This is a genomic window from Bacillus sp. FSL R9-9492 (genome assembly GCF_038007365.1).
GTDB lineage: Bacteria > Bacillota > Bacilli > Bacillales > Bacillaceae_G > Bacillus_A > Bacillus_A mycoides.
On sequence record NZ_JBBOXC010000003.1, the window covers coordinates 66,740 to 92,068 of the forward strand.

General features: G+C 32.2%; 21 protein-coding genes, 4 pseudogenes and 1 riboswitch. Of the genes and pseudogenes, 10 read left to right on the forward strand and 15 right to left on the reverse strand.

The window, feature by feature from the left end:
* Nucleotides 1-12: 12 nt before the first annotated feature.
* Nucleotides 13-384, forward strand: a pseudogene (locus tag MKY70_RS30075) (N-acetylmuramoyl-L-alanine amidase); the annotation flags it as partial.
* A 198-nt stretch (nt 385-582) separates the two neighbouring features.
* On the opposite strand, the gene MKY70_RS30080 reads toward MKY70_RS30075, so the two are convergent.
* On the reverse strand, nt 583-2,349 hold the full coding sequence (locus tag MKY70_RS30080; RefSeq protein WP_340804978.1) for a M60 family metallopeptidase: 1,767 nt from the start codon (nt 2,347-2,349) through the stop codon (nt 583-585).
* Between the two features lie 1,869 nt (nt 2,350-4,218).
* Between MKY70_RS30080 and MKY70_RS30085 the strand changes: the two genes are divergently transcribed.
* Nucleotides 4,219-5,361 carry an SH3 domain-containing protein gene (locus MKY70_RS30085; protein WP_340804979.1) on the forward strand — a complete coding sequence of 381 codons (1,143 nt, stop codon included), beginning with the start codon at nt 4,219-4,221 and terminating at the stop codon, nt 5,359-5,361.
* 313 nt (nt 5,362-5,674) lie between these two features.
* On the opposite strand, the pseudogene MKY70_RS30090 reads toward MKY70_RS30085, so the two are convergent.
* Together MKY70_RS30090 and MKY70_RS30095 are read right to left on the reverse strand one after the other, a co-directional pair.
* A pseudogene (locus MKY70_RS30090) lies at nt 5,675-5,863 on the reverse strand (IS4 family transposase); the annotation flags it as partial.
* 50 nt (nt 5,864-5,913) lie between these two features.
* A complete protein-coding gene (locus MKY70_RS30095; protein WP_341074744.1) occupies nt 5,914-6,054 on the reverse strand; it encodes a hypothetical protein in 141 nt (46 codons plus the stop codon).
* A gap of 433 nt (nt 6,055-6,487) precedes the next feature.
* A riboswitch (cyclic di-GMP riboswitch) is annotated at nt 6,488-6,573 on the forward strand.
* A 133-nt stretch (nt 6,574-6,706) separates the two neighbouring features.
* On the opposite strand from MKY70_RS30095, the gene MKY70_RS30100 reads away from it, so the two are divergent.
* The 3 genes from MKY70_RS30100 (at nt 6,707) to hfq (ending at nt 9,893) form a co-directional block, all read left to right on the forward strand.
* Nucleotides 6,707-9,103 carry a discoidin domain-containing protein gene (locus MKY70_RS30100; protein ID WP_340804981.1) on the forward strand — a complete coding sequence of 799 codons (2,397 nt, stop codon included), beginning with the start codon at nt 6,707-6,709 and terminating at the stop codon, nt 9,101-9,103.
* 238 nt (nt 9,104-9,341) lie between these two features.
* Nucleotides 9,342-9,677, forward strand: a complete 336-nt coding sequence (locus tag MKY70_RS30105; RefSeq protein ID WP_340780617.1) for a transposase — start codon at nt 9,342-9,344, stop codon at nt 9,675-9,677.
* A gap of 27 nt (nt 9,678-9,704) precedes the next feature.
* Nucleotides 9,705-9,893, forward strand: a complete 189-nt coding sequence (hfq, locus tag MKY70_RS30110; protein ID WP_098815943.1) for an RNA chaperone Hfq — start codon at nt 9,705-9,707, stop codon at nt 9,891-9,893.
* 513 nt (nt 9,894-10,406) lie between these two features.
* On the opposite strand, the gene MKY70_RS30115 is transcribed toward hfq, so the two are convergent.
* The 6 genes from MKY70_RS30115 to MKY70_RS30140 all read right to left on the reverse strand — a co-directional run bounded on the left by MKY70_RS30115 (nt 10,407) and on the right by MKY70_RS30140 (nt 13,803).
* A complete protein-coding gene (locus MKY70_RS30115) occupies nt 10,407-10,895 on the reverse strand; it encodes a DUF2716 domain-containing protein (RefSeq protein ID WP_340804983.1) in 489 nt (162 codons plus the stop codon).
* A 162-nt stretch (nt 10,896-11,057) separates the two neighbouring features.
* Nucleotides 11,058-11,468: a DUF1878 family protein gene (locus tag MKY70_RS30120; RefSeq protein WP_341026822.1), complete on the reverse strand. Its 411-nt coding sequence runs from the start codon at nt 11,466-11,468 to the stop codon at nt 11,058-11,060.
* Nucleotides 11,469-12,010: 542 nt separating this feature from the next.
* Nucleotides 12,011-12,796 carry a prohibitin family protein gene (locus MKY70_RS30125; RefSeq protein ID WP_340804988.1) on the reverse strand — a complete coding sequence of 262 codons (786 nt, stop codon included), beginning with the start codon at nt 12,794-12,796 and terminating at the stop codon, nt 12,011-12,013.
* Nucleotides 12,793-12,939, reverse strand: a complete 147-nt coding sequence (locus MKY70_RS30130; protein ID WP_002114369.1) for a hypothetical protein — start codon at nt 12,937-12,939, stop codon at nt 12,793-12,795. The genes MKY70_RS30125 and MKY70_RS30130 overlap by 4 nt, the downstream gene beginning before the upstream one ends.
* Before the next feature lie 18 nt (nt 12,940-12,957).
* The gene (locus tag MKY70_RS30135; protein ID WP_373261194.1) at nt 12,958-13,083 is read right to left on the reverse strand and encodes a hypothetical protein; all 126 of its coding nucleotides are present in this window, start codon (nt 13,081-13,083) and stop codon (nt 12,958-12,960) included.
* A gap of 24 nt (nt 13,084-13,107) precedes the next feature.
* Nucleotides 13,108-13,803, reverse strand: a complete 696-nt coding sequence (locus MKY70_RS30140) for a Yip1 family protein (RefSeq protein ID WP_340804994.1) — start codon at nt 13,801-13,803, stop codon at nt 13,108-13,110.
* A gap of 353 nt (nt 13,804-14,156) precedes the next feature.
* On the opposite strand from MKY70_RS30140, the pseudogene MKY70_RS30145 reads away from it, so the two are divergent.
* Nucleotides 14,157-14,354 (forward strand): annotated as a pseudogene (locus tag MKY70_RS30145) (Rpn family recombination-promoting nuclease/putative transposase); the annotation flags it as partial.
* Nucleotides 14,355-14,563: 209 nt separating this feature from the next.
* Here MKY70_RS30145 and MKY70_RS30150 read toward each other — a convergent pair.
* A pseudogene (locus tag MKY70_RS30150) lies at nt 14,564-15,220 on the reverse strand (Y-family DNA polymerase).
* A gap of 180 nt (nt 15,221-15,400) precedes the next feature.
* On the opposite strand from MKY70_RS30150, the gene MKY70_RS30155 reads away from it, so the two are divergent.
* From MKY70_RS30155 to MKY70_RS30165, 3 genes are all read left to right on the forward strand, one after another.
* Nucleotides 15,401-16,096 carry a DUF3800 domain-containing protein gene (locus MKY70_RS30155; RefSeq protein WP_340804997.1) on the forward strand — a complete coding sequence of 232 codons (696 nt, stop codon included), beginning with the start codon at nt 15,401-15,403 and terminating at the stop codon, nt 16,094-16,096.
* 2 nt (nt 16,097-16,098) lie between these two features.
* A complete protein-coding gene (locus MKY70_RS30160; RefSeq protein WP_340805000.1) occupies nt 16,099-16,380 on the forward strand; it encodes a hypothetical protein in 282 nt (93 codons plus the stop codon).
* Between the two features lie 520 nt (nt 16,381-16,900).
* Complete coding sequence (locus MKY70_RS30165; protein ID WP_193649025.1) at nt 16,901-17,131, forward strand: helix-turn-helix domain-containing protein; 231 nt, start codon at nt 16,901-16,903, stop codon at nt 17,129-17,131.
* A 5-nt stretch (nt 17,132-17,136) separates the two neighbouring features.
* Here the strand turns inward: MKY70_RS30165 and MKY70_RS30170 are convergent, their stop codons facing one another.
* From MKY70_RS30170 to MKY70_RS30190, 5 genes are all read right to left on the reverse strand, one after another.
* Entirely contained in the window at nt 17,137-17,751 is a 615-nt protein-coding gene (locus MKY70_RS30170; protein WP_340805006.1) for a replication-relaxation family protein, read from the reverse strand.
* A complete protein-coding gene (locus MKY70_RS30175; protein WP_340805008.1) occupies nt 17,690-18,871 on the reverse strand; it encodes an FtsK/SpoIIIE domain-containing protein in 1,182 nt (393 codons plus the stop codon). The genes MKY70_RS30170 and MKY70_RS30175 overlap by 62 nt, the downstream gene beginning before the upstream one ends.
* A gap of 100 nt (nt 18,872-18,971) precedes the next feature.
* Nucleotides 18,972-19,157, reverse strand: a complete 186-nt coding sequence (locus MKY70_RS30180; RefSeq protein WP_341026828.1) for a hypothetical protein — start codon at nt 19,155-19,157, stop codon at nt 18,972-18,974.
* Nucleotide 19,158: 1 nt separating this feature from the next.
* On the reverse strand, nt 19,159-19,455 hold the full coding sequence (locus MKY70_RS30185) for a hypothetical protein (RefSeq protein WP_340805012.1): 297 nt from the start codon (nt 19,453-19,455) through the stop codon (nt 19,159-19,161).
* A 1,105-nt stretch (nt 19,456-20,560) separates the two neighbouring features.
* The gene (locus MKY70_RS30190) at nt 20,561-22,261 is read right to left on the reverse strand and encodes a hypothetical protein (RefSeq protein WP_340805014.1); all 1,701 of its coding nucleotides are present in this window, start codon (nt 22,259-22,261) and stop codon (nt 20,561-20,563) included.
* A gap of 1,121 nt (nt 22,262-23,382) precedes the next feature.
* Here MKY70_RS30190 and MKY70_RS30195 point away from each other — a divergent pair.
* Complete coding sequence (locus tag MKY70_RS30195; protein WP_341026830.1) at nt 23,383-25,062, forward strand: helix-turn-helix domain-containing protein; 1,680 nt, start codon at nt 23,383-23,385, stop codon at nt 25,060-25,062.
* The last annotated feature ends 267 nt before the right edge of the window (nt 25,063-25,329 follow it).

Genomic DNA, 25,329 nt, shown 5'->3' on the forward strand with positions numbered 1-25,329 from the left:
ACTGGTTTTCTAAATTACGGTGCTATCCGTCAATTAGGTAAAAGTGAAGCATATCAAGTATGGGCAAAACAAGGAGATTGGTTAAACCTTGGCGGTAATCAATGGTTTTACTACAACCCATCTTATATCCGATATGAATGGGAGAAAACTTCTTCTGCAAGCTCTGTAGCAGGTAAACGCGTTGTTTCTAAAGTGGACAACCTACGTTTCTATGACTCTGCTTCCTGGTCTGATAAAGATGTAGCTGGAACTGTAGATGAAGGTTTAGGATTTGTTATCGATGCAAAAGTTACGGTAAATGAATCGGCGCAATATAAAGTACACAATAGCAGAGGAATAACATCCTATGTTACTACGAATGAAGCCTATGTATATATGAAGTAGAAAAAAGGGTATGTCCAAGTTTTGGCATACCCTTTTTTGTTGGTGGGACCCCATCGCTATCAAGCTAATATTTTTAATTACCCCCATAACGAAAAAAATGAGCTGGATTCTCATAAATAACTATACATTAATAAATTTTTTGTTTTGGGGCACTTCAAGAAATCGGTTTCTTTATTTACGATTTTTAAAATCAAAAAATTAATACCCCAAAATATCTATTTCTGCTGCTGAAGCATATCCATTTATTCCGTTTACTATTTCTAACTTCACATATTTAGCAGATACGGGTTTGAATGTTGCCAATTGTTGTTTTGTACTATTTTCCCATGTTCCAAAAGCTACCTTTTGATAATCAACACCGTCTGTACTTGTGTAAATGTTGTAGATTAAAATGCGACCATTTGTAGATGTATCTTGTCTCGGAAGATATGATAGCTGTGTAATTGTACGAGTGTCACCAAGGTCTAGTGTTAAATTGAACGGATATTGGTTTGGTGTACTCCATTTGCTATGCCAAATTGTATTTGGATTACCATCAATCGCATTGCTAGCAGGGTCATGCCATGATTCCTCACTGTTTGCAGTTGCTTTCATGATTGTTTTAGATAATACAGCTAGCGGCTTCACAGGTTTAGAATCCTTTGCTTCCCAAATAGGCGCAGTTAATGTTGGGTAATGTAAAGCTTCTATTTTTTGTTTTGTTTCCGCTGATGCCATAAGCCCCCATTTATCAAAAAACGGAAGTAAATTTTGCTTTGCTACTTTAGATGCATTGTAAATAAAGGCTTGGGTTTTCTCTTCACTTGTTTTTGGAAGCTCTGCTCTAGGTATGGAGCGATACAATTGATGTAATTTCGGATAAAATTCCTCTCCAAAAGCTAAGTCCAATTGCCAAAACATTGTAAGTTTCACAAAGCCATCATCAATTTTATTATAGTCTTTTTCCGATTGAGGCTTACTTAAATAAGTAAATGCTTTTTCATATGTTCCATCCGTCTCTAATCTCGATGGATTTCCAAAAGCACGTTGGACAGACATACTATAAATGTTTGTAGTCACTTCTCCTAATCCATCCCACATCCAAGGAGTTTGTTGTCTTTGATGTCCCATTTCATGCCAAGGTCCCCATCCATCTTTTGTAAACTTATTTATATCTAATACGCTTTTAATCGCATCTCCAACGTATGCTGTTCTACTAGGATACGCATACATATAATAATCAGATTGATTATCCTCCACAAAATGCACGTAATGCTTATCTGCTTGTTCTTCAGTTAAACCAGAAACCCGATCTTCAATTCTAATCGCTTCGTCTATTTTTTTTAAGAGTTCGACAGGATCTGTATTAGAACCTACTAAATATTTTTTCACCCGTTCAGGAGTTGCCGTTATTAATGAGCGCTCTCCTTTTAATTCCACCGCATGGGCGTTAGGATATGTATCTAGCATATGAATTAAATCTTGTTTCGTATGTTTGCCTAATTCAAAGAAAGGCGTAGGTACTCCCCCAGTTTTTATCTCAGCTTGTACTGTTCCGCCTTGTAGTGGATTGTTGAAATAAATCATTCCACCGTTTGGAGATTCAATTGTATTTTCGCCTGGTGCTAAAGTAAATGATTTTATTAATGAATCTTGATTCCATTTGGCATCATATGAAAATGTTCCTATATAAGCTACAATAGGCTGTGTTCCTTCTACTCGAATTGTTATTTTTTCATTGGGGCTTGCATATAATCCGGTTGGTTCATATGGACTAAATTTAAATTGACGTCTATCCATATTTTGGATTATATCTACATTCCCCTTACCCATAACATGAAAAATTCGTTCGGTGAATACTTGTGTTGCAACAGTTTGTTCTTGAGTTTCAGCACGAGCAACTACATGATTTGTCATGATAGGTGTAAATAACGTAGTTGTTAAAATGGCAGAAGTTGCAAGTACTTTTAATGGTTTTTGTAACATTTGAAGCCTCCTTTTGTCACAAGAATTATTTTTTTACTTTAAGGATAATACCACATGTCCATCAAACTAAGGTTTTAATATATCCCCTAAATGAAAATTTTCTTTCTCTACAGGTAGCTACTTTAAGAAGTCAGCTCATCTTTTTGTTTTTGGGGCGTTTATTTTTCTTAAGTTGATGGATATGTATGGTGACCCCTATAAGAGTATTAACACATGCATGCTACCCGATTTTACAAGTATCTTCATACTACATTCATGACCAAAGTACTTTAAACAAACGTTTGATTAATAAAGAACACCTGATTAATAAGCCTCCCAAAAACTCATCTTAAAAACTATGTCCCTGATACGTACTTTCTTGAATTACTACCTCAGCTATCATGAAAAAATAAATTAAATCTTTACAGAAAAAAACAACTTGGATAAGGACAAGTTGTTTTTTTCTGTAGGGTACAACAAAGAAAGAGTGGAGGACACGATACACCCATGTCAATGAGGTAAAGCAAACCAACTAATAAAACTAAAAATTCTGATAATTAAATCACTAAGGGTTTTTGTTTACTCTTTCTTTGTAAGAATGAGTTTAGCATGAAAAATAAAATAAAACAACAAAATTATACAAATTTCCGATAAATTCGACATTTTCTTATTACCATTTCCAAAATTAACAATAATGAAATAAAAAAGAAAGTAGTAAGTACAGATCAATAATAGGTTTATGCTACGTAATACACACTAAATTTATGTAAATGTCTCTCATATATCGTTTTATTATTTATATTTTTGTTATTTCCTGTTGCAGAACCCTTAAGAAGATAAGAATTCTTTTTTTATATTAAATTTCTACAAAAAAAGATAAGATCGGAGAATTCGATCTTATCTTTAACACATGGAGTAAACAATAGTGATGACCATCATATTTTTATTTTACTTTATTTTTCGTTAATTAAGAATATTAATCTCATAATCAACAAGTATATCTATATTGAGAAATATGTTGTAAATGTTTAAAAAATCGAATGTAAACTTTCATCCAAAAGTTTACATTAGTACATATTAATAGTTTGGTGTCGCATAGATCGCAAAAGTTTCCCCGATTGAGAATGCCCCAAAAAAATAACACCTACAAACATTTGTAGGTGTTATTTTGATTTATTTAGGATTGTAATAATAGAGCATTTATTTGATTCAAAACTGAGATGACTGCTGGTATCTATGAACAAAAAAATATAGAAAGAAAAAAATAAATATAATAAGGGAATGCAAGTATACTAATCTATACTGCATTCCCTTATTGTAATTGTATATCCACTATATTTTTATTCTTCCTTTTCCAAAATTTTAAAAATAACATCCGAATTTCTTAGTTTTCACCTCTTTCTAGATTCACTCTATTGTAATGCAAACTCCTCATTAAATATCCAATCTATTAGCTATCGCCCCCCTATAAACCATAATAACTTTTAAAATAGTAACCCCAACTGTTATAAAAACAACAAATTACATTTTTACAAAAGAAAACAACTTGGATAAAAACAGGTTGTTTTCTTTTATAGGGTAGAACAAAGAAAGAGTGGAAAAGCAATACACAAACGTGTAAATCACATGGAGTAAACCGATAATTAAGACTAAAAATTCTGAAAATTTAATCGATAAGGGTTTTCGGTGACTCTTTCTTTGTTGTTATGAGTTTAACATAAAAAATAACAAGAATCAACAAAAAAACTAAAAATTCCGTTTAATTCGACATTTTTTGATATTTTTTTACCACAACTTTTAAAAATCTGCTATTCTTTTTATATATCTTTCACTTTAATATTGTTTTCATTTTAATGTTGTAATACATTCCCGAAGGAGGCTTATTATTATATGAAGATGATCACTACCACTTTTTCATTAACAACTGCTGCAATTGCTACACTTCTCCCTTCAGTAGTAGCAGCTGATTCTCATGCTGTATCAATACAACAAAATGACAAAGTAAAAATCGGATTTATAAATTTTGACAAAGTACATCTGTATCAGGGCGCTACTACAAATAGCAACTCTATTGAAAGTATTACATTCAATACTCCAGTTAAAATATTAGAAACAACACCTGACTGGTATAAAGTAGATGTACAAAATAAAATTGGTTACATGCAAAAATCTTATCTTTCTCCCACAAAACAAACACAACCAAAAAATCAATATATTGTAAATGCGATTGCATTAAATGTTCGTATAGAGCCAAATGCAGAATCTACTATTCTCGGTGTACTACCAAATGGAAAATACATCTCCATTTTAGAAGAATGTGGTGAATGGTATAAAATTTCTTATAATGGAAAAACAGGATATGTGAAAAAAGAATTTGTCTCTGATGGTTCCCATTCAATGGTTAAAGGAACCACCGTACAAGGAAATTCATCTTATTATGTTGCAACTCCTGTATTAAGAGTGCGAAGCGGAGCGGGAACTAACACTTCTATAATTGGATCTTTAAAAAATGGTACCCAATTACAAGTTGTAGAAACAGTAGGTTCTTGGTATAAAATACGTTTCGGTTCAGGTTTTGGATATGTAGCTAAACATTATGTATTACAAAACAAACCACAAGAAACTCCTTCTATTCCAGCTGTTTTCAAGTCCCCAACGAAAGGGATAGTCAGCTCTACATTTGATGTTCGTTGGGGAGAAATGCATTACGGAGTAGATTTCACAGCTCCAGGTGAAGTTCCAATCCTGGCAGCAACAAGCGGAAAAGTAATAAAATCCTACTACTCTAATTCCTATGGAAATGTTGTGTTTATTGCTCATACGATAGATGGGAAATTATATACAACCGTTTATGCACATTTGAAGGATCGTACAGTACAAGCGGGTGATCGGGTTGAAACCGGACAAATGATAGGACACATGGGGAATACAGGACATTCAACCGGGCAACATCTTCATTTTGAATTACATAACGGCGAGTGGAATTTTGAAAAAACAAATGCAGTGAATCCCATACCTTATCTAGTTCAGTAAAGTATTCTACCAAGTATTTGTAAAGAGAACCACTACGGATCTATTTCCGGGTGGTTCTTTTGTTTTCTATGAATAGATTATAAGAATGAACAGCTTTTTATTCGTGCAATCATCCTGCCCATCACTACATCACTTAATAATCCAATTATAAATATAATATTAAAACAAATTAATATAAATTTACAATAATTTCATAGGAATAACTTCCGCATCAAAAGGTACACTTTTCATAACATGTTGAATGATATGTCGGTAGGAAAAAAGTCGAGATTCACTTTAAGAATGATTTAAAGGTTATATTTTGTTACAACAATAAATTTGTCGAACTACAATAAATTATATTTAAATTTAAATATTGGTTAATAAGTAATAATGCTTGGTACTTACTGGTTCGTTGTACAAAACCAACATCTCTAGCAAAATCCCGTAAGGTATTTGGAGATAAAAAACTTTGAATCTTTTGAGCAAATAGTTGTAATTCGTCAGACACAGAAACAGACATAAAAAACGCCATCCTTTCCTATGATTCTACAGAAAGAATAGCGTATTTTTTCATTTTAGGGGGCATTTCTTTTTATTAGCTTGATAGCGATGTGGCGGTAGCCCTTCTATAGCTAATTGATTAAGTTTAGCGAGAGACATATAGCGATATAACTCTTCGGCAAATAAAGACAACTCTTGTTTTTGATGCATATTCATAAAAAGCACGTTACTAGTTAGATGAATTATACCCAAATCGATTTATAAAGAGCATGTTATTTGGTTATAAAGGCTGAGATAACATTAAGTTAATTTGCAAAAAAAATGTCGAATTCATTCGGATTTTGTTGTTTTATTTTATTTCCAGTGATAAAATCTTAATTATAGATAGAGTGGACACAAACCACTTTTCAGTTTTATTTTCTGAAAATTTAGAATTATAGCGATTGACATGTTTGTACACTTTCCATCTCTACTCTTTCTTTTTTCTTCCATGAAAGTTTTATTTATCATTTTAGATGTTACACGATGAACCGTAACGATAATAACTAGTGGTAAAAAACTATAGAAGAGTTTATTCCTTAATTAAGGAATACCACATTATTAAATGAAATTGAATTTTGTTATGATTCCATCCTAGAGTGAAATTCGATAAAGGCAAAATTAGTGAAAGCTAATGGCGCAAAGCTATAGGGACTAAGGTGCATTCCACTATGTCAGCCAGTTGCCGAAAGGTTAGGAAACTACCAAATTATATTCATGTTGGCTGTTTAATTCCTCATGCCTTTAGGTGTGGGGAATTATTTTATATAAAGGAGGATAATGCAGCAGTTAAAGGTCAAAAACAAAACAAGGGGGACTTATTTTGAAAAAGATTTCATCTTTATTATTAACTATGCCGATTATTTTAGGGAGTATTGCTACGATTCCGTATACAAAAGTTTCAGCTGAAACGGTGTCATCCAATCTAGAAACATTCAATCTAGAAACATTGAACCAAAAGACAAATCAGGCAATTGCAAATGGTAATTTTGAGGGTCATTTGAGTTATCTCACAGCGTATCTGAATGGAAATATTGGGAATATCACTGAAGCGAATTTAAAAAATAAGCTTGGAGACCCAGTATTTGCAGCGGCTTTGGCTCAGTGGCAATTCATATCACAAACAGGCGCTGCAGCAATGAATACATTCGCTAAAAAAGATGCTGCTCATCAAAATTTTCTTAATTGGGTTATGAAAAATACAGATGTAATGAATACGTTTCTTGAAGGAGGTAGTCCAACTGGAAAGAATCCAGTAAATGCACTTGAAATATGGAATACAATATGGAATACAGATGCAGATTCTCATGAAGGATTGTATTTGAAATTAGCGATAGCGACATCGTTAGCTCATGCTGAACCTATAAAATATTGGACAAATAATACACCTATTAATCCATTAACAAGGTACCAACATTATAAATTAGCAGATCAAAATAATGAGTTACTTCCTTGCTTTAGAACATATGATGTTTGGCATTTAAGATTAGTAGTGAATACTTGGTCACCAGAAGAAGATTTAACTTGGGCAAGAAAAATGATTAATACGGAACATCCAGAACTGAAAAGTCAAGAAAAGATAGGAAAAAGTGCATATTTGATTAAATATGTAACAAAGAACAAAGATGGGGTTAGCGTTCAAGCTGGAAATAATGCATTCTATGGTTTAGGTTGGAATCTTTCCTCAATTTACAGAAATGGTGCGGTATGCGGTGGTATTTCAAAGTTTGGTGTGCAAGTAAGTCAAGCCTTTGGTGTGGCAGCTATGCCTGTTACACAGCCTGGACATTGTGCACTCATATGGAATGACAAACCATCTTCTTGGAATTTAGGAAATGATATATCTGGATGGGGAGAGTCGGGCCGTCATGATGTAACTGTTATTCCTTGGTCAGATAATAGTTTGAAAAATCAAGTACCGAACATATTATTATTTGAAAATGCTGAACGTGATTCAGTAAAACTAGATCAATCAGAGCGATTACGCTGGTTAGCGAAAGCGATGTCTTCATCAGATAAGAAAAGTGCAATTTATAAAACGGCTACTAATATTCTACCAATTAATGTTTTAGTATGGAAAGATTACGTTTCTCTCATGTTACAAAATCCAAATGTAACAGATGCTGAGTGGCAAGAATTAAATAACGGTATAGTTACTGCTTTTGCTAATGAGCCAAGACCTATGTTGGATCTTCTTACTCAAATTAGAAGCCATGTTCTTAATACAGGTGATAGAGCTAAGCTTCAACAATATACTTTAAATATATTAAATGCATTCTCCACAATAACAAATGTTAATGAGAAGCAAGTAGCTAATAATATAAAAGCCAAAATGCCAAGTTTAGGGTTGTCCCTTGCTACTTTTAGTTTTGATGGAGTAAATGCAGGGAAATTAATGGGAATTAAAACCGATACGGAATACAGTATTGATGGAGGGAAAACGTATAGAGCTGCTACAAGCAATGATATGCTTCTTAGTAATGAAGAAATATCAGCAATCAATTCAACGAATGATATTTTAGTAAGAGTGATTGGAACAACGCAGCCTTTACTAATTCCAATTGGACAAGCTGCTAAATTAAATGTTTCTTCAAATGATGATGAGAACTTAGTTTTTGGTATAAATGGTACGATGGAATTCAGCACGGATCAAGGTTCGAACTGGACAAAATATAATCCAACTTCACCTAACTTACCAGATTTAACAGGAAATGTTACTTTAACAGTTAGAAAGTTTGCTGTTGGTTCAAATCCAGCAAGTGATGCTGTTAACTTAAAGTTTACTGATAATTCTGTATTAGGATTAATACCGCATACAAGTTTATCTGTTGCAGGTTTCTCAAGTCAACAAAATGCAAAGGATAATGCTGCTGCAAATGCAGTTGACGGAAACTCTACAACAATGTGGCATACGTTATGGAATGGAAGCGATAAGGCTCCATACATTACGATAAAGCTTAATGAAGTTACTAATATATCGCAATTAGCTTATGTTCCAAGACAAGATAGTAATAATAACGGTAACATAACTAGCTATAATATATACACAAGTTTGGATGGAGTTAACTTTACAAAGGTTGCTACTGGAAGTTGGGAAAATAATAAGCTTACAAAGAATGTAAGTTTCAGTAAAGTAGATACGCAATATGTAAAGCTTGAAGTGGTATCAGGACGTGGTGGATTTGCTTCAGCTTCAGAAATAAAATTATATAATAACTAGTTGAAAGATGAATGGGGACTGTAGCAAAAGTATTTTATATTTTTGTTACAGTCTTTTTTCTATTTGTTCTTTTATCAAGGTTTATTAAGTTAATTTAATCAAACTTTATTCAAAAGCTACATTTCCATCTATATTTTGGATAGATTTCTTGCGAAATATGTCCCTAAAGCAGTATTTCAATTTAAATGTGATACGATAGTTATATATTCGTTTTGCTAGTAAAAGGAGATGAGTGTCGATGAAAAACCATATAAAAGTAAATGGCAAAATCCTTCAAACAAATAAAAAATGGTCACATCTCAAACAAAAACAAAAAGAACATATTTCTAATTGGTTACGTAGAGAATATACACAGTTTGTAAAAACATATCATAGAAAACCTAGGAAGTATGAACATGATGAGATTCTTCATGAAGTGATGAACCAAATACAGGAACGTGAAATTTGGATTCCTTATGGTGAAGTAAAAAGATATTATCTAAGCAAAATAGGAAAATGGTTTAGAAAAATAGAAAGTGAATGGGAATCACAAATATCCAACAGTGAAAAGCAGCAGGTATTAGAAGAAAAGTAAATACAAACAAACCAGGGGGCGCATTCCATGTTTAATTTACAAGAAGATATGTATGAACAATTGAAAGAGAAAAAAAGCGAGGTCACTATATTTTTAAAGAGTGGTGTTCGCATACCTGGGCAGATTATTGCAATGGATAAATTTACTGTCCTTATGATGGTTCATGGTAAGCAACAGCTAGTCTATAAACAAGCCATTTCTACAATTGCTACGTAATACATACTGGATTTATGTAAATATTTCTCAATATTTCTTTATTACTATATACACTATAATATAAGTAATTCTTTTTATTATTTATATTTTTGTTATTTCCTGTTGCAGAATCCTTATAATAAGGATTCTGTTTTTTTTGCATTAAATTTCTACAAACAAAAAAATAAGATCGGAGAATTCGATCTTATCTTTAAAACAGGGGGTAAATAAAATTGATAACCATCATATCTTTATTATATACTATTTTTTGTTAATTTCGAACATTAATAACATTATTAACAAGTATATCTATATCAAGTAAATTTATTGAAAAATTAGTTGAGAATGTTATAAAAATCGAAAGTATTGACTTCATTAGCCTTATCCGACTTCAGCTATTTTTAGCAAAATCACAAACAAAAGTATACATTCAAAACTTAATGAATAAAGAGATTAAAACACCCGTGATCAAAAAAGAAAAAGCTAGATTCATGTTAGCTTTTTTATATAATTCCCGTTAGCGGTAGTGAAAAATTATACTTTATCATTTTTTTTAATATTAGATCTCAATTCTTTAAATGTTTCAATTAATTTTTCCCCGAAAATATAAATAGTTTTTTCCCAAGGATGCCCTAAATAGCCCCATTTAAAGTCTTTTTGCAAAAAGAAATAGTAATCTCCATCCGGAAAAAATGGGATTTTCCAGTGATTATCATCTTCGTTTAGATTTAGATTTAAACTAGGATTCATCCAGTAGCCAGCATACTGCCAATCTAACGCATATATATATTCATGTTCCGTGGTACATAGAATAAGAGATCCCAATAATATATGATCAAAATTATCATAATCGTCATCAGTCCATTTCCCTTCAAAACAATCAGATAAATCATAAGTAATATATGGACAAGAAAATTTAAATGATTGGTCACCATCTATATTAGGATTAAAACAAAATTCATCTTCAAATCTATCCCAAACATCCTCATACTCTTTCGTATTTAACAAAATCCACTTATTCAAAATCATTACCTACTTTCTAGTATAATCACATAATTAAAAATAACATGATGGAACTGCTTATTCTATTCGCATCTGGTTACCATAACCCCACTTATCAGCAGTCAATCTAGAATCCTATTAAAGTCCCTTTAGAATATCTGAAGGGACTTTTCGTTTACATGATCAAACGTTATTACTAATTTGTAATTGCTCTAAAAGATAATCACAGACATTCACAAAAATACATTGTTTTTTTAAATTTAATAACAAGTATTTCAATTCAAATTCTTGATAAAAAATCTTAGTAATATATAGTTTAAACTCATCTAAATTAGGCTTTTCTGAGCTGTATAGCATATCTAAAGGAAGTTTAAATTTAGAAAATAAATGATCATTTTGGGCAAAAATCGAAACTTCTTCTCTAGTTAATCGATCACGAAATGCAATTAAAATTTTTGTTAAAGCCTTTACTTGTTCTTCTTCAAATTCATAATCTATAGCAAATCTATAAAATGGGAATTCGTCTGACTGAATCATACTTTGCATAAGTCTAAATTGATATCTTAATAAAGTCACTTCTTTGATTAAATCCATGTTCCTCCTCCTTTTTTTCCTAAATTAACCAGATTATCATAACAATATATAATTTGAAATACAAATACTTATGATATATCACCCATACAATCTTTGCACCAGAACCCTACATTTCCAGATCTTTCACCCATTTGTATATCATCACGATTTAAAGCCACTAATTTGGAAATACGTAAACCTGTATGAAGTAAAAAATAAGCAATGGCAATAGATCGAAGATTTCCAGGACGTTCTAACTCCCGAAATATTCGATTCCTTTCATTCCGAGATAATGATATCGGTGAAATATGTCTGGTATGACGAATACCAGGATGCTGAATATTTTCGACTTGATATGATTTCTGACAATATTGAGAGTAGGCGGCAATAGAACTAAACTTAAAATGTATTGTTGTACTTCATAACGAGTTAATGTTTTTAAACTACCCCCTTCAAATCTTAGTCATTTTCCTTCATTATTATAAAAATCCATAAATCAACAAAAAACGCAGAGGGTTTTAAGTCCTGCGTTTTTACTTTCCTTAACTAGCTTAAAGAGCTTATCATTTCACTTGTACAAACGGCGTGGCTCCACCACTTACTTGCGGAAGTTTTCCGTCCCACTTCTCAATTTTCTTTATTTCTACTATTTCAGGAGATAGAGATTGTTTTAAGATTTCGTTTGCCTGTGCCTTACCTTTTGCTTCTTCTATATCACGTTCCGCTGCCACAACGGCTTGTTTTTTCTCAATCTCTAGTTTTTCCAATCTTTGTTGCGCATCCACAACACCCTGAATTGCTTTTGCTGTATTTTCGTCTGGTTTTGGTGCTTCTAGTGTTACTGAATCAACCATAAATCCAGTATCATCTACAGTTCCACGAAATTCTTTTTCGATCGCTGCATTAATTTCTCCTTGGTGTTGAAATACTTCAAGAACGGAATACTTTGAAAACACGTTAAGCGTAGCTTTTTTGATACGTGTTTGTAACCAACCATTCTCAATCACATCTGGAGATTGCCCTTTAAATTTGTTATAGATTTTAGGCAGTTTTTCTACATCGTTTGCATAGTCATAAGATAAGCTAACTGCCAATGGCTTACCATCCTTCGTTTGTACATTGAAATTCTTTACTCGTACCGTTTCTGTAGAAACTGGATATTCTGTAACACGTTTAAATGGCGAAACTAGATGCCAACCTTGTCCTAATGTTTCTTTTTCAACACCTGTACTTCTATTATAAACTACACCTGCATGTCCTTGTTCAATTACTTTCACACTCATTGCGGTTAAAATTCCAACTACTACAAGTCCTACTCCTACTATAATAGCGCCTATTTTCTTTTTCATTTCTTGTCTTCCTCCTTGAAGATATTTTTCATTTTTAATGCGAAATTACCTATCCAGTCAAAAATCCCTAACTTCCCAACTACGAACCAAACCGCCGACAAAATCAGCACCAATAAGAACACGCCCACCACTAATGAATACATCAGATGCCTCCCTTCTCTTCACAGCATGCCTTTCTTCAACAACTCACGCTCCATATATAAGAAATGATCATAAATATAATTTCCATTTGTATTTGGCATAAGAAAGACTGTTGAAAAATGATAGCTGACTTCACATATTTTCAAACGTCCCCTCCTTATTCATTTTGATTACATAGGTACACCAGGTAAGAATGTTGCTATTAATACCATAATGGCAGTTAAGAATACTATTTTAATAATGAATAAAATAATAATCGGAATAGCTGCTTTTACTTTACTTAATCCCGCTGTGATTTGTAACCCTAACCAAACTAGAACTAAATTCCATATGTAAAATACTTCAATTGCATTACCAATCCCATATGCAAATGTACCTTCAGAAAATATTGCACCTAAACCTGTATAGTGTGTCGATCCACCACCCACAATGAAACTTAAAATAGTATTTATAAGTTCACCAACGATAAGAATAATGTTTGTATATATAACTATGGTTAATAATGTTTTATAAGATGTATCATTTCTAAAAAATATCATAAACACTTTGTAAATAGCTGCTATAAACAGTGCTCCAATCATTGTACCCACAAAATTTGATACAATCCCAGAAATAACTTCCCCTGTAAGTGTACTCTGTCCAGCAAGTTCTCCTAATTCTTTCCTCATTCGGACCATCTCAGGTGATGTATACATCCCATACTTACTCAAACCGCCTAGAAGTCCTTGTAACATTGCTACTAAAAAGAATATCCCCAAAACTTTTTCGCTTGTTTTGATCCTCTCAAACTGTAGGCTAGGAGAAGTAAACATTCCAAGTAGTGATGGTTTCTTCTCCCATTCTTCCATTTTTACATTTGTTTGCATTTTGAATCCTCCCCATTCTGTCCCATTAAAATTATATGTAGTAGGAATTTTTCTCTTTACTACATGAGAGATGTATTCATGTATCATATCTTCATTTTAATAAGGTACACAGAAAATTATAAGTTCTAAGAACAAGTTCATTTGACCTTGTTCTTAGAACTTATAATTAATATATATTGAATTTGCTGAAAAATCAACAAGGAATTCAGATAAAACAATAATAAATCATTTTTTATTTTTCTCTGTTTCAAAAGGTACACCTTTTGAAGGAGGTAGATATCTATGAAAAACATTGCTTCAAAACATTAAAAACTTCATATTTGAAGTACTTCAATAAAATAAATACCTTTTGAAGCGGTTATGAAGCTCGTGAGAAAATACTTCTAGATGAACAAGCTAAAATAGCTCATGCACGAGAAGAAGGATTAGAAGAAGGTATTGAACAAGGAAAAATCCAATTAATTCGTGGTATGCATAAAAATGGAATGCCATTAGAAGATATTGCAAAATTCACTGGTCTCAGTACAGAAGAAATACGAAAATTACTATAATAATTATATATCATGGCAAAAGCTTTGCGAAAACTCCCGCAAAGCTTTTTATTAATAGATCGTAAGCGAAAACAGGTTTCTTCTATTTGTTCTAGAAGAAGCATTTTTAATTTGTTGGGGCTAAAACAGTCTTCTAATAATATTTGCCCTTTTGTAATAGAAGTGCTTTTCAGAATGTATTTAGTAGCAATCCGGCTCTCATCAATACCCTATGAGAAGCGATATGACTCTTCACCTTTTACTTTGCCAAATCGCTTTATTAGAAGCTCTTTAGGTGTTTTTGAAACATCCTCGTGTGACCACATAGCAATCCTAGAGTTTGAATGTTTACTTTCCACGTCTAGAGTAATTTTTGAAAGAAACAAATTCGGTCCAATTCCAATAGATGCGGTTATGCCAGGTGTATCATATATTTCTCTTTGAATCCTTTTAGCAATTACAATTGGATCCCGTCCGAAAAGATGAGCTGTTTGTTGCATGTCTAGAAAGCACTCATCTATTGATTAAAAATGTAGATTCTCTAACGCTACATACGTCGTGTGAATTTCTGTGATTTGATTTGAAATTTCAACATATCTTCTCATTGTTGCATTTACGACAATTATATTTGTATCTCTTAGTATTTCGTATAATCTGGTTGCTGTGGAAATACCTAATTTTTCAAGTTCAGGAGTCGCAGCCAACACAATAGATCCATTTCTATTCACATCACCAACGACAGCTAATTTTACTTTTAGTGGATCTAAACCTCTCATAACGCATGCACAACTGGCAAAAAATGAACAAAGGTCTATGCAGAAAATCAATCGATTCATGCATTTCGAGTAATCAAACATCGTTGCACCCTCCAAAGACAGAACGTTCATTCTTATTACAAACCTATTATTTTGGAATATATAACCATTTTTTATTTAAAATATGGTACGTGAAATTTTTATAAAAGATGCAAGACGTGATAAATGTAGCGATGCATTTAAAAGTTTGGCTCTTATTACATATATTTTTATAATTGAAATTATTACCATTAAGATTTGAAAGGAGAAAAAATGAATTACGATATTTATTGTGATGAATCTGGTAACAGTGGTGGAAATTATATAGATCCTCAACAACCCTTCTACATTTTGGCTGGTTGGTTTGTTGAAAGAAATTTAAAATACCGGGCCGAAAATCGAATCCTTACATTTAAAAAAGATTATTTTCCTACCAAGCAAGAGCTCAAAGGGGCTAAAATTTTAAAAAGTAATCGCGGACAAAATCTTGGAAATAAATTATTATCCGAGCTTGGAAAAGCGCATTGTATTCCATTTTTTGTTATTGCTGAAAAGCGTTACTGTTTATCAGCAATAATGGTGGAAACGTTTTTAGATTCAGAACATAATGAAAAAGTATCTTCAGCTTTTTCTTGGATGAGTGGTATAAAGAAAGACATAGCACAAATCATCTATAATATTTCTGATCACTCACTTAAAAAATTCGCAAATGCTCACAAAAGTCCATCTATAGAAGCGTTAATGAATGCACAGCAAACTTTAATTTACGAAATAAATCAAGACGGTTATACCGGAATTGCTAGTGCAATAGATGGCTCTACTAAGTATATGGATCTTATTTTAGCGGAAGAAACTTATGCTATAGATGCGTTACCAAACAAAGCTTTACGTTCTTTAAATTTACCCGTATTTACCGATTTCATTCAGATTGTTGAGCGTTTCACTAGAAATCAAAATATAAAAAGGTAAGAATGTTCCACGATGAAACAAAGCAGTTCAGAGAAGCCTATCCAGAAGCATTTAACTGGTATGCTAAAGCAAAGAAAGAACATGTAGAATTGGTTTTAGAAAATGGTACTACCATTCTTCCTTCTTTAAAGAGTCTTCAAGTCTTTGGTATGCAGGAATCTAAAGGTTCTATGTTAATTCAAGGGGTAGATATATTAGCCAGCTTCATTAATTTGTATTGTACAAGAATTATGACAAACAAAAAAATTGGGCGAGCTACTTCTTGGTGCACTTATGGTAAATGATAAATTTGCAGGTTACGGATTTAGTGATTTAATAAGTTCCACAGATTTTAAGCATCAATTAGCTACAAGTATTGGACTAAGCCCTAAACCCTAAACCAATAGATAATACTTATCTAGAAAAGTTAAAACTAGTTCCTTATATAAAGATTCAAGTTCAAAAGTTACATAATCTTCTATTTTTTGATGAACATAGTTGTCTTAGTTTAAGGATTTTTATTTCATGTTTACTTTATCTGAAAAATTATAAAAGCTCAAACTCCTTTAATATCAACGAGTTTGAGCTTTTTATTTTTTAAGAATACACTTTGCAACAAGTTGCCATTAGGATAGTGTATCAGCAACTTGTAGCTATTACTATGAATGCTACATTCTTCAAAATTATTACACATTTTTTAGATTTTCTTTATATTATTCTATGCTTTATTTCAAATTATAATTCCATATTTATGAACAAAGGTTTAGTTTTATGGAATATTGTACAAGCTATAAGTATGATATTCTTTATTAGGAGGAATTCCTTATGTTTGGTCTAGGAAAAAAAAGAACTCCATTTGGTAACTATTTAGATCGTAGAGGAATTAAACAACAGTGGTTAGTGCACAAAACTGGATTAAGTAAATCATTAATAAGTGATTTAGCAAATAAAAAGGATCGTGTTCCCACTTTAACATCCGCAACTAAGATCATTAAAACACTAAGAAAATTTGATAACCGCATTGATTATCATGATTTTTGGGACATCAATATTTAAGATTCCTAGAATATGTGGTCCATCACGAACGTTCTCATAAATACATTTTGTTTTACAGCATATTGCTCTAACTTTGATTGCCTATAGTCTGATAGTGTGAAAAAAATGATTACTGGAACAATAGCATTCTGTCTTTTATAGATATCTGTTATATGGCCATATAACTGTATTTTATGTTCGTTTGCTTTCATATGTTGCATACGATCTATTTCAACGAAATGGGGAACATTATCCTCAAAATACGTTGCGTCAGGAATAATCTGATACCGTTGACCATTGATTGAAAACTCGATAGGTCTTTCTGTTTTCCATTCTGGAAATCCAAGCCACATCCAACTCTCGTTTCGCATTAAAATGTGCTGTAATTGACTACTTTTCTTTACTTCTTTTGTAATACCTAATAAATCCCGTCCTTTTTTATTTAAATAATATACGTGTTCACGAGCCATTTTAGTAATGTGACAATACGGGTGCATATCCTTTAATACACGATTTGCATTTCGAATACTTCCTAGACAGTGGATGGCTTGCAATTGCCTCCTGGTTGCAAAATCCAACTTACTCAAAGTGGATAAAATCTCGATTTGTCTCGCTTTCTGTTTGAGTGTTTGATGCCTCATTTTGCTTCACCACCTTATATTGCTTCAGCAACTCCCACATGTCTGTATCCTTTAAAAAAGGTACCTGGATTTCTTCTGTACGATCTGTCTTAAATAATGCTCTTCCTGGAAGAGAAGGCAAATCCTCCAGACCTGGTTCATCCAATGCAACTTGGGAAGCAACCGCTGTTGGTAATCGAAAACCTAGCTTTGCATCAGCATTTTGTTTGATCTGTCTTGGCAATGTATCAGAGGTTGGATATTGAGTACAAAATATGAGCCGGAATCCTAAACCGCCTCCAATTCTTGCGATTTCAGATAACATCTCCTGGCACAAAAATAATACATCACGTTGTTTTTTAGGTAATCCTTGTGTAGGACAAAGGTTGGCTCCTTCATCTACTATGATGAAGCAACGTTCTCTAATCGATGTGTCTATGATATTGGTAAAATAGGACTTCTTCATCATTTCAATCTGTTTTACCATCTTTTCACGTACTCTCCCCAACATCTCTAACGCCTGTTCCGGGTTTTCAGCTACTTCTACAACTTGGGATAGCTCTTTGTAAGGACTAAATTCTAGTCCTTCTTTCAGATCAACAATAAAAAATTTCACGTGTTGAGATTGTTGTAAAATTAAACTAGTCATCACATTTTTTAAGAATACTGTCTTTCCAAAACGAGTCATTCCACTTACACACATATGCGGTGTTTTCTCGAAATCATGATATACGTATTTATCTAACGCTTTCCCCATCATAACGCTCCATGTGTGCTTTTTTAACAGATCCTTAGACCAATTCCACATTTCAGGTATTTGTTGCTTAAATACGCGAATATGAAGCTCTCTTTGATGGAACGATATTTTAACAGGTTTGTATAGTCCTTCTTCTAATACTTCAACTAACTTCTTGATAAGTTGACTAGGTACGCCAAGTGGTAACTTGTAAACATAATTCATACTTATGTCATCTTCAATTTCTTTTATAAAAATGGGGTATTGTAATTCACCTTTATGTTGAACACATATCTTTGCAATTTCAAAAAACGTTGCAATTTTTTTCTTATCACTCATTCCGTTACTTTGATAAAAATAAGCTACAGTTATAAAGGTTGCTGGTATTAATAAAAGTGACAACATTCCCTCCATACCTCCTTAAGGTAGTTGAGCCTGTATGGAAGCTTAGAAACAAATGTTTAAGATGCGCTATTATAATCATTTTCAACTACCAGATATAATACTAACGTAGAAACACATCTAGTATATCCATTAGAACGTACCAAACACTCCCTATCAGCAAGCATTTAAGACCCGCATGTAGCAACCATCCTGGAAGATAAAGACCTTTCTTCTTCAGCATTTTTATTCCTAAAATTGAAGCTCCCGTCACGCCATATACAATACCTAGTTCTCCAATGATTGTCATATTAACCCCATCCTTTTGGTTTAATGGACAAATTCCCCTTACGATCCCTGTAAAGTTGATATTCATCTAATAGCTCATTCCAAGACACAGTCTGTTCATCGCCATATAAATCCTCTTCAATTTTTTGGCTTAAATAATAATAACCTCGGTATTGTCGGTCCAGGTATACCTCATGGCGTAGCATGTGCTCTCGTATAGCACAAAGGTTATCTTCCTTCTTGGTTCCTTTGTACATTTGTCTGAGCGTTTCTGAAGAGTAGAGATACGGAGTGCTGTATAACATTTGATATTGGCTCATATTTTCACCATCCATATAGATTTCTAGTTACACTAAATACATATGAGGATGATCCGAATTTTTGAAGTTGTACCTTAAAAAAGTACAAAAATACGCCTCCCCAATTTTGGGATGACGTTCAACAAAAATTTCAACTTATCCGAATCAACACTATAATGACAGCAGCTATTGGCATAAATCAATCTGGAATCACATAAAAATATTGCAGTAATATCTTTCTCTATATATTTTTTAGCATCTCAGACAGGAGACATGTTTTGTAAAACGTAAAAATGATACTTTTATCCTCTTTCTAAAGAAAGACTTAATTCCTACAATGATTTTCTTGTATCGTAAATTTGTAATTAAAAATTAGTTAATAAAATCTAATATAAATATATATCTTATATATATGTAAAATATAAAGATAAAACTTATATAGGACTGGTAAATGTACGTATATCCTTACTGTAACAAAGGCCTGTAGCATCTCAGAGTGTAAAAAATCATAAATAGTAGAATCTAACAACGGAAAATTAGGTATTATTATGATTTAAAATCTACAAATAATCATAAATGAAATTTAGTATTCCTACATAAAAAATGAAACAAATTGATACATTGTTAAACATATTTATTCAATCGTAGAATTCCATATAAATCCACTGAATCTCCACAATTTTATTATCTTTATCCACAAAAGATTCACATTATGTGTTAATTAATCAACATCATCCAAATCCATCACATAACTCACATTAATATTGATGATTTTTGATAGATAAAGGTGTATAAGCTATTTATATCAATGATAATTGCACTAAATTATTCACATTATGTGCTATTTATCTACTTATCCACGAAATTTAATTTTTTTCTTATGATTTCTTGTAGATATTTGAATGTATTTAGACAGCTCATAACGTGTTTATATGAAAGTATGTGTGGAAATTTAGATAGGTACCATACTATTTTTGTATATGATTGCATAAAAAAAGACTCTATTATGAATAGAATCGAGTAAAGTTACTTATTATGAAAAATGAGTAAAAGTCTTTTAAAGAAACGTATTAACACGAATAGCCCTCTATCTTGAATTTTTTCAAAAATAGAGAGCTGATTATGATTAGTTTGTTTTCATTGCTGTTAGTACTTGCTCAGCTGTTGTTACTGGGACACCAGCGCGTATTAACTGTTCAAAGGCACGCATAAATGTAATTAAATTGAAGCTATCTGGTACTTCAATAACGCGAAGCTTTTCTTTTGGTAATCTATCTATCTTTTCAATGAACAATTCACGAACATCACTTGGAATAAAGCGATCTTTATGTCCTCTTGCTTTTAAGAGTTCACGTATTTCTATTTCTAAAGCCATATAAGCGTTTAGGTTTGTACCTTGTTCATAGGCATACTTTCTAAACAACGTTTCTTCTTGATACTTTAGATAGTTGCGGTGATACGATTCCTCTGTAACAGGTACAGCAAATTTGTAGTTTAGTAATTCATACGTTTTGCGGAACAGCTTTTTGATGTTTCGAAGAGAGTACATAGAGAAATGTAATCCGAAATCAAATACAGCTTGTTCTTTTTGTTCTTTTGGAACATGTTGGGTAATAAGAGGATAAATACCTTCTTTAGCCGCTGTATCAAGAATTTGATATTGTGATGTTTGATTTAATAATTTTTTCAGAGTATATACTAACTTGCTTGGATATTCTTCATTACGATCTATCATGTCACGTAAGCTATGAATTACGCTTCGAATTTGTCGATGGCATGTATATTTAAGTACAGCAATAAATTTGTTCATGTCTTGTGTAAACTCACCAATATTCATCTCTTGTAGCACGGATTCGATAAAACGAGCTTTACGAGCATAAGTAAGCTTTGGTGTGAATGGATCGCGATACTGTACTTCGCCTGTTTCTTTTGTACATAAGAAATCCGTATGTAAGGATAGATATAGAGTTGTATATCTTTTTTTATTCTTAGCCCCTTTTTGTAATTTACAAATTTTGAATAGTGGAGTCCCTGTACATGGTAATGCAGTCGTTAATTCTGTTATAACTGCGCGTATTTGATGTGGGTATTTTTTATGTAAAAAGCGGTACATCCCACCAAAATGAGTTCTATTCCCTCTTTCATCTTGTTTGTCTAAGGAACGTTTTAGTGTAGTTTCACTGTGCTGTTGCATAGCAATATCTAAGAATAGCTTCTTAGCTGCAACTGATAACTCAAAGAAAGCTTTCGTAAACACCACTGGGCTAATATAAACATATGCATTGGCCTTTTCAGTTTCTTCATTCATAAAATGAGTTAATTTAATTGTATATCGGCCATCTAATTCATTTTCAATCGTAATAATGTTATGTAGGTTTAATTTTTTTAATGAAATATAAAATTGAGAATGCTGTATGTAAGCAAATTCTTCTTTATATAGTTTGTAATCTTCCCACATCATATGTATTGTTACATTTGGAATAACTCCATTCGTGTAACATTTTTTATGTAGATATAAGAAGACTTCCAAATCTGCATTTGTAATGCCATATAATTTATGCTTTCTCCCCATTGTTTCCGAAATAGCAGATAGTGTACGACGTGAAAAAGATGGTTTAGCCTTTGCTACGAAGCCATCCACATCGGCAATACGCTCCTCATATGTCATATGATCAACAATATCCTCAAGGTATGTATCTTTATAGCTGTAGTATTTCTCTTCGAAAGTTTCAACAAGTTTTTGCCAAGACTTCAGTGTTACTAAAACTGCATTTGTAGATTGTCCATTTAGACTACGTTGATTACGAATAATAAATGATTTTCCCATCTTTTTCACCTCCTACCTATAAATTCAGAAATAAATGCCAAAACAATATAAAATATACCAGTTTTAATTATACCAAATCGGAATTTGCTGAAATACGTCCCTTTAAGAGGAAAAATAAAAAGATGAAACGTCCTTTAATCCCTTGTGTATCAAGGGGTTTCAGGATTTGTGTATTTTTTTTTATGGACATGATATAGCTATGAATTTTCATATTGGTAGAAAAGATGAAAAATAGAAAAAAAGCCTTGTAAACATGATTAAATCAACGGTTATATCGATTTTTTAAAAAATAAAAGGGACATCATATAGCTATGGATTTTCATGTTTATAGTTGTGAGATAAACAGATAAAACCCTTTAAATAGTGATGCTAATGGGTTTTATCTGTAATTTTATAGTTTCAAAAGGAACATGAAGTGGCTAGATAAGTTTTCATGTTTGGTTAAAAAAAGGGACATCATACAGCTATGGATTTTCATGTTGCATAAATACGTGAAAATAAGGTTATAAACGCGTAAAGCCTTAAGATGAAAGGGTTTATGGGATTTTCATCTAAAAAAAAGGGACATCATATAGCTATAAATTTTCATAACTAATAATATAGCGTAATAGAAAAGTTTATATATCAAGCTTTAAGCACTTTTATAAAAAAATTCGAGTTAGTAAAAAGAGTTACATAATGTCATTTTTGTTTCATGTTTTGATGGAAAGGGGAATGATATGACTATAAATTTTCATTTTTGATGAATTTGGAGTATTCGAAGTAAAATGTATATTTTCATTTTTACATTTTGGGTTTTACGTCTTTTTTAAATATAAGAGCAACTTAGGGAGATAAATATGAATAATAGTACTGAAAATCTAATAGAAAAAGAGTTAATGAATAAAAGATAGGTTATTGTATAATTGCTATTTGGATTTTACAAATCGATTGAGTCTTGTATAATCAGTTACAGAGTGGGCTATGAGTATGCAAAATAGAGGCCTTAACATGTTAACAGCGAAACGAAAGAATGAATATTCCGACTTTATTTCTAGTTTTATAAAAAGGAACATCATATAGCTAATTATTTTCAAATTAAGATCAATAATAACTAAATGTGTGTAAGGAGCCGAATTTATATGGAAGACGTTCTACAATTGTTTAGAGATGCACTATCAATAACAGAACAACTGTATAAACAAGATGAGCAATTGTGGCATAAATGGGTTTCCTATTATGTTGAGGTTGAAGCAGATCAAAGTAAAATTGTGACTTCAAAATACCTTTCTCCATCATTTTCAATGCTTGTACAGTGGCTAGAACAACAACAAAGAAAAGGTATTTCTTCTCTAGATATATTTAAAAATATAGATGATTACAGATTAATCATTCATGAGACAATAGGTGTCTTTATTGAACAAGAGTTTCGTAAAAATCAGACACCTAGTACTATAATGGATACAGCAACAAGTAAATCAGATGCAAACATATTGAATGAAAACTATTTAGAAGTAAATAACTCTGCTGTCTATTATAAGTTAAGAGATGGAATAGCTAAAAATCAATTTGAAGAAGATGAAAACACACGGTTAAAGTCATATCCCATTGAAACAAAGGATAGTAATGGAGTGGCCCAGCTTTCCTCTCATAAAGATGAAGATCTAAGATTAACGAATATTGAAGAGACAGCAAGATGGAATACATTAGTAGATGGCGTAATGAGTAATATGGATGATTTAACTGCAGATTGTTTAGATACCATCACAATTCAATGGTTGAATGAAGTAAAATCGCCGGATGAATTTATTGATTTTTCATATGAACAAGTTTTAGAAATGTGCAGTATTTCAAAGGCTAAGGCAAATGGTGTCGAATATTATAGGGTAGAAGATAAAATTAAGGTAGCGAAGCGGATTGCAGCCCTAGCGAGTATTTTTATATATCTAAATGATGAAAATGAAGTAGTCGTATTAAATGATCGCGCTGAAACAGGTAAGCATTATGAAGTAAAACGCGAGGTAATTAAAAGACTATTTGTATTAGATTCCGTAGTTCTATGGAGAGATAAAAACACAAACGAATACATGGGGATAGAATCGTGCCGAATCAAACCGGGAAGTTTCTTATCCGGATATCTATATGGATCTAATAGTACTACCGCACTATTATCAAAGAAGGCACTTGAATATAATAGTTATAGACACAAATATCATAAAAGATTAATTCGGTATTTGACATGGCAATGGAGAATCCGTCAAATGTTTTCTAGCTTACAAAGACCTTATTCTATAGGTGGAGATAAAGGTTTGTTAGCAGTTATGGGTATAAACCAGAAACAAAAACCTAATCGTATCCGCGAACAATTAGAAAATGTTCTTAGTGATTTAGAAAAAGAAGAAGTAATTTCTCATTGGGAATATTATAATGGTTTAGAAGAAGAAAAACTGACAAAGAAGAATTGGTTTAAAAACTATTATTCACAGTTAGGAATAGTAATATTGCCACCAAAAGAATTAATTAGTTCAATGGAAAACTTAGCGAAAAAGAAAACAATTGATACAATACATGAGGAAAATCATCCAATAAAAATTGTAGAAAAACCATTAGATACGAATGAAAATGAACAACTAATCAGGGAGAAAATAGAGTTGATTCATATGAAAAAAAATATAACTATGCGAGAACTTTCAATAGAGATAGGTATATCACAGCCTACTCTTTCTAGATTCTATAATAAAAAAACAAAACGTCTCTCTGGTACTGCGAGAAGCAAATTAAATCAATGGTATAAACGACAGTTAATTATTGATAAGATGTAAGTTGAAAATTAAAGTCTAAAAAAAGAGTCCTATTTCTAGGACTCTTTTTTTTAGAGTATTTACATACTAATTCCCCCCACTTCAGACAGTCCGTTAGGACGTTAAGTGGCGGGTAGTTCACGATGGATTTATAGCGTCATTCTCTTTATCCCCTCGAACTCGGTGTGAGCACACTCGACCTCGTCAAACGTTACAAAACTAAGAAAGTGTGGATGAACATAGAAACGAAGGTGGAGGCAGGTGCACAAAATGAAACCGTTCCCCTCT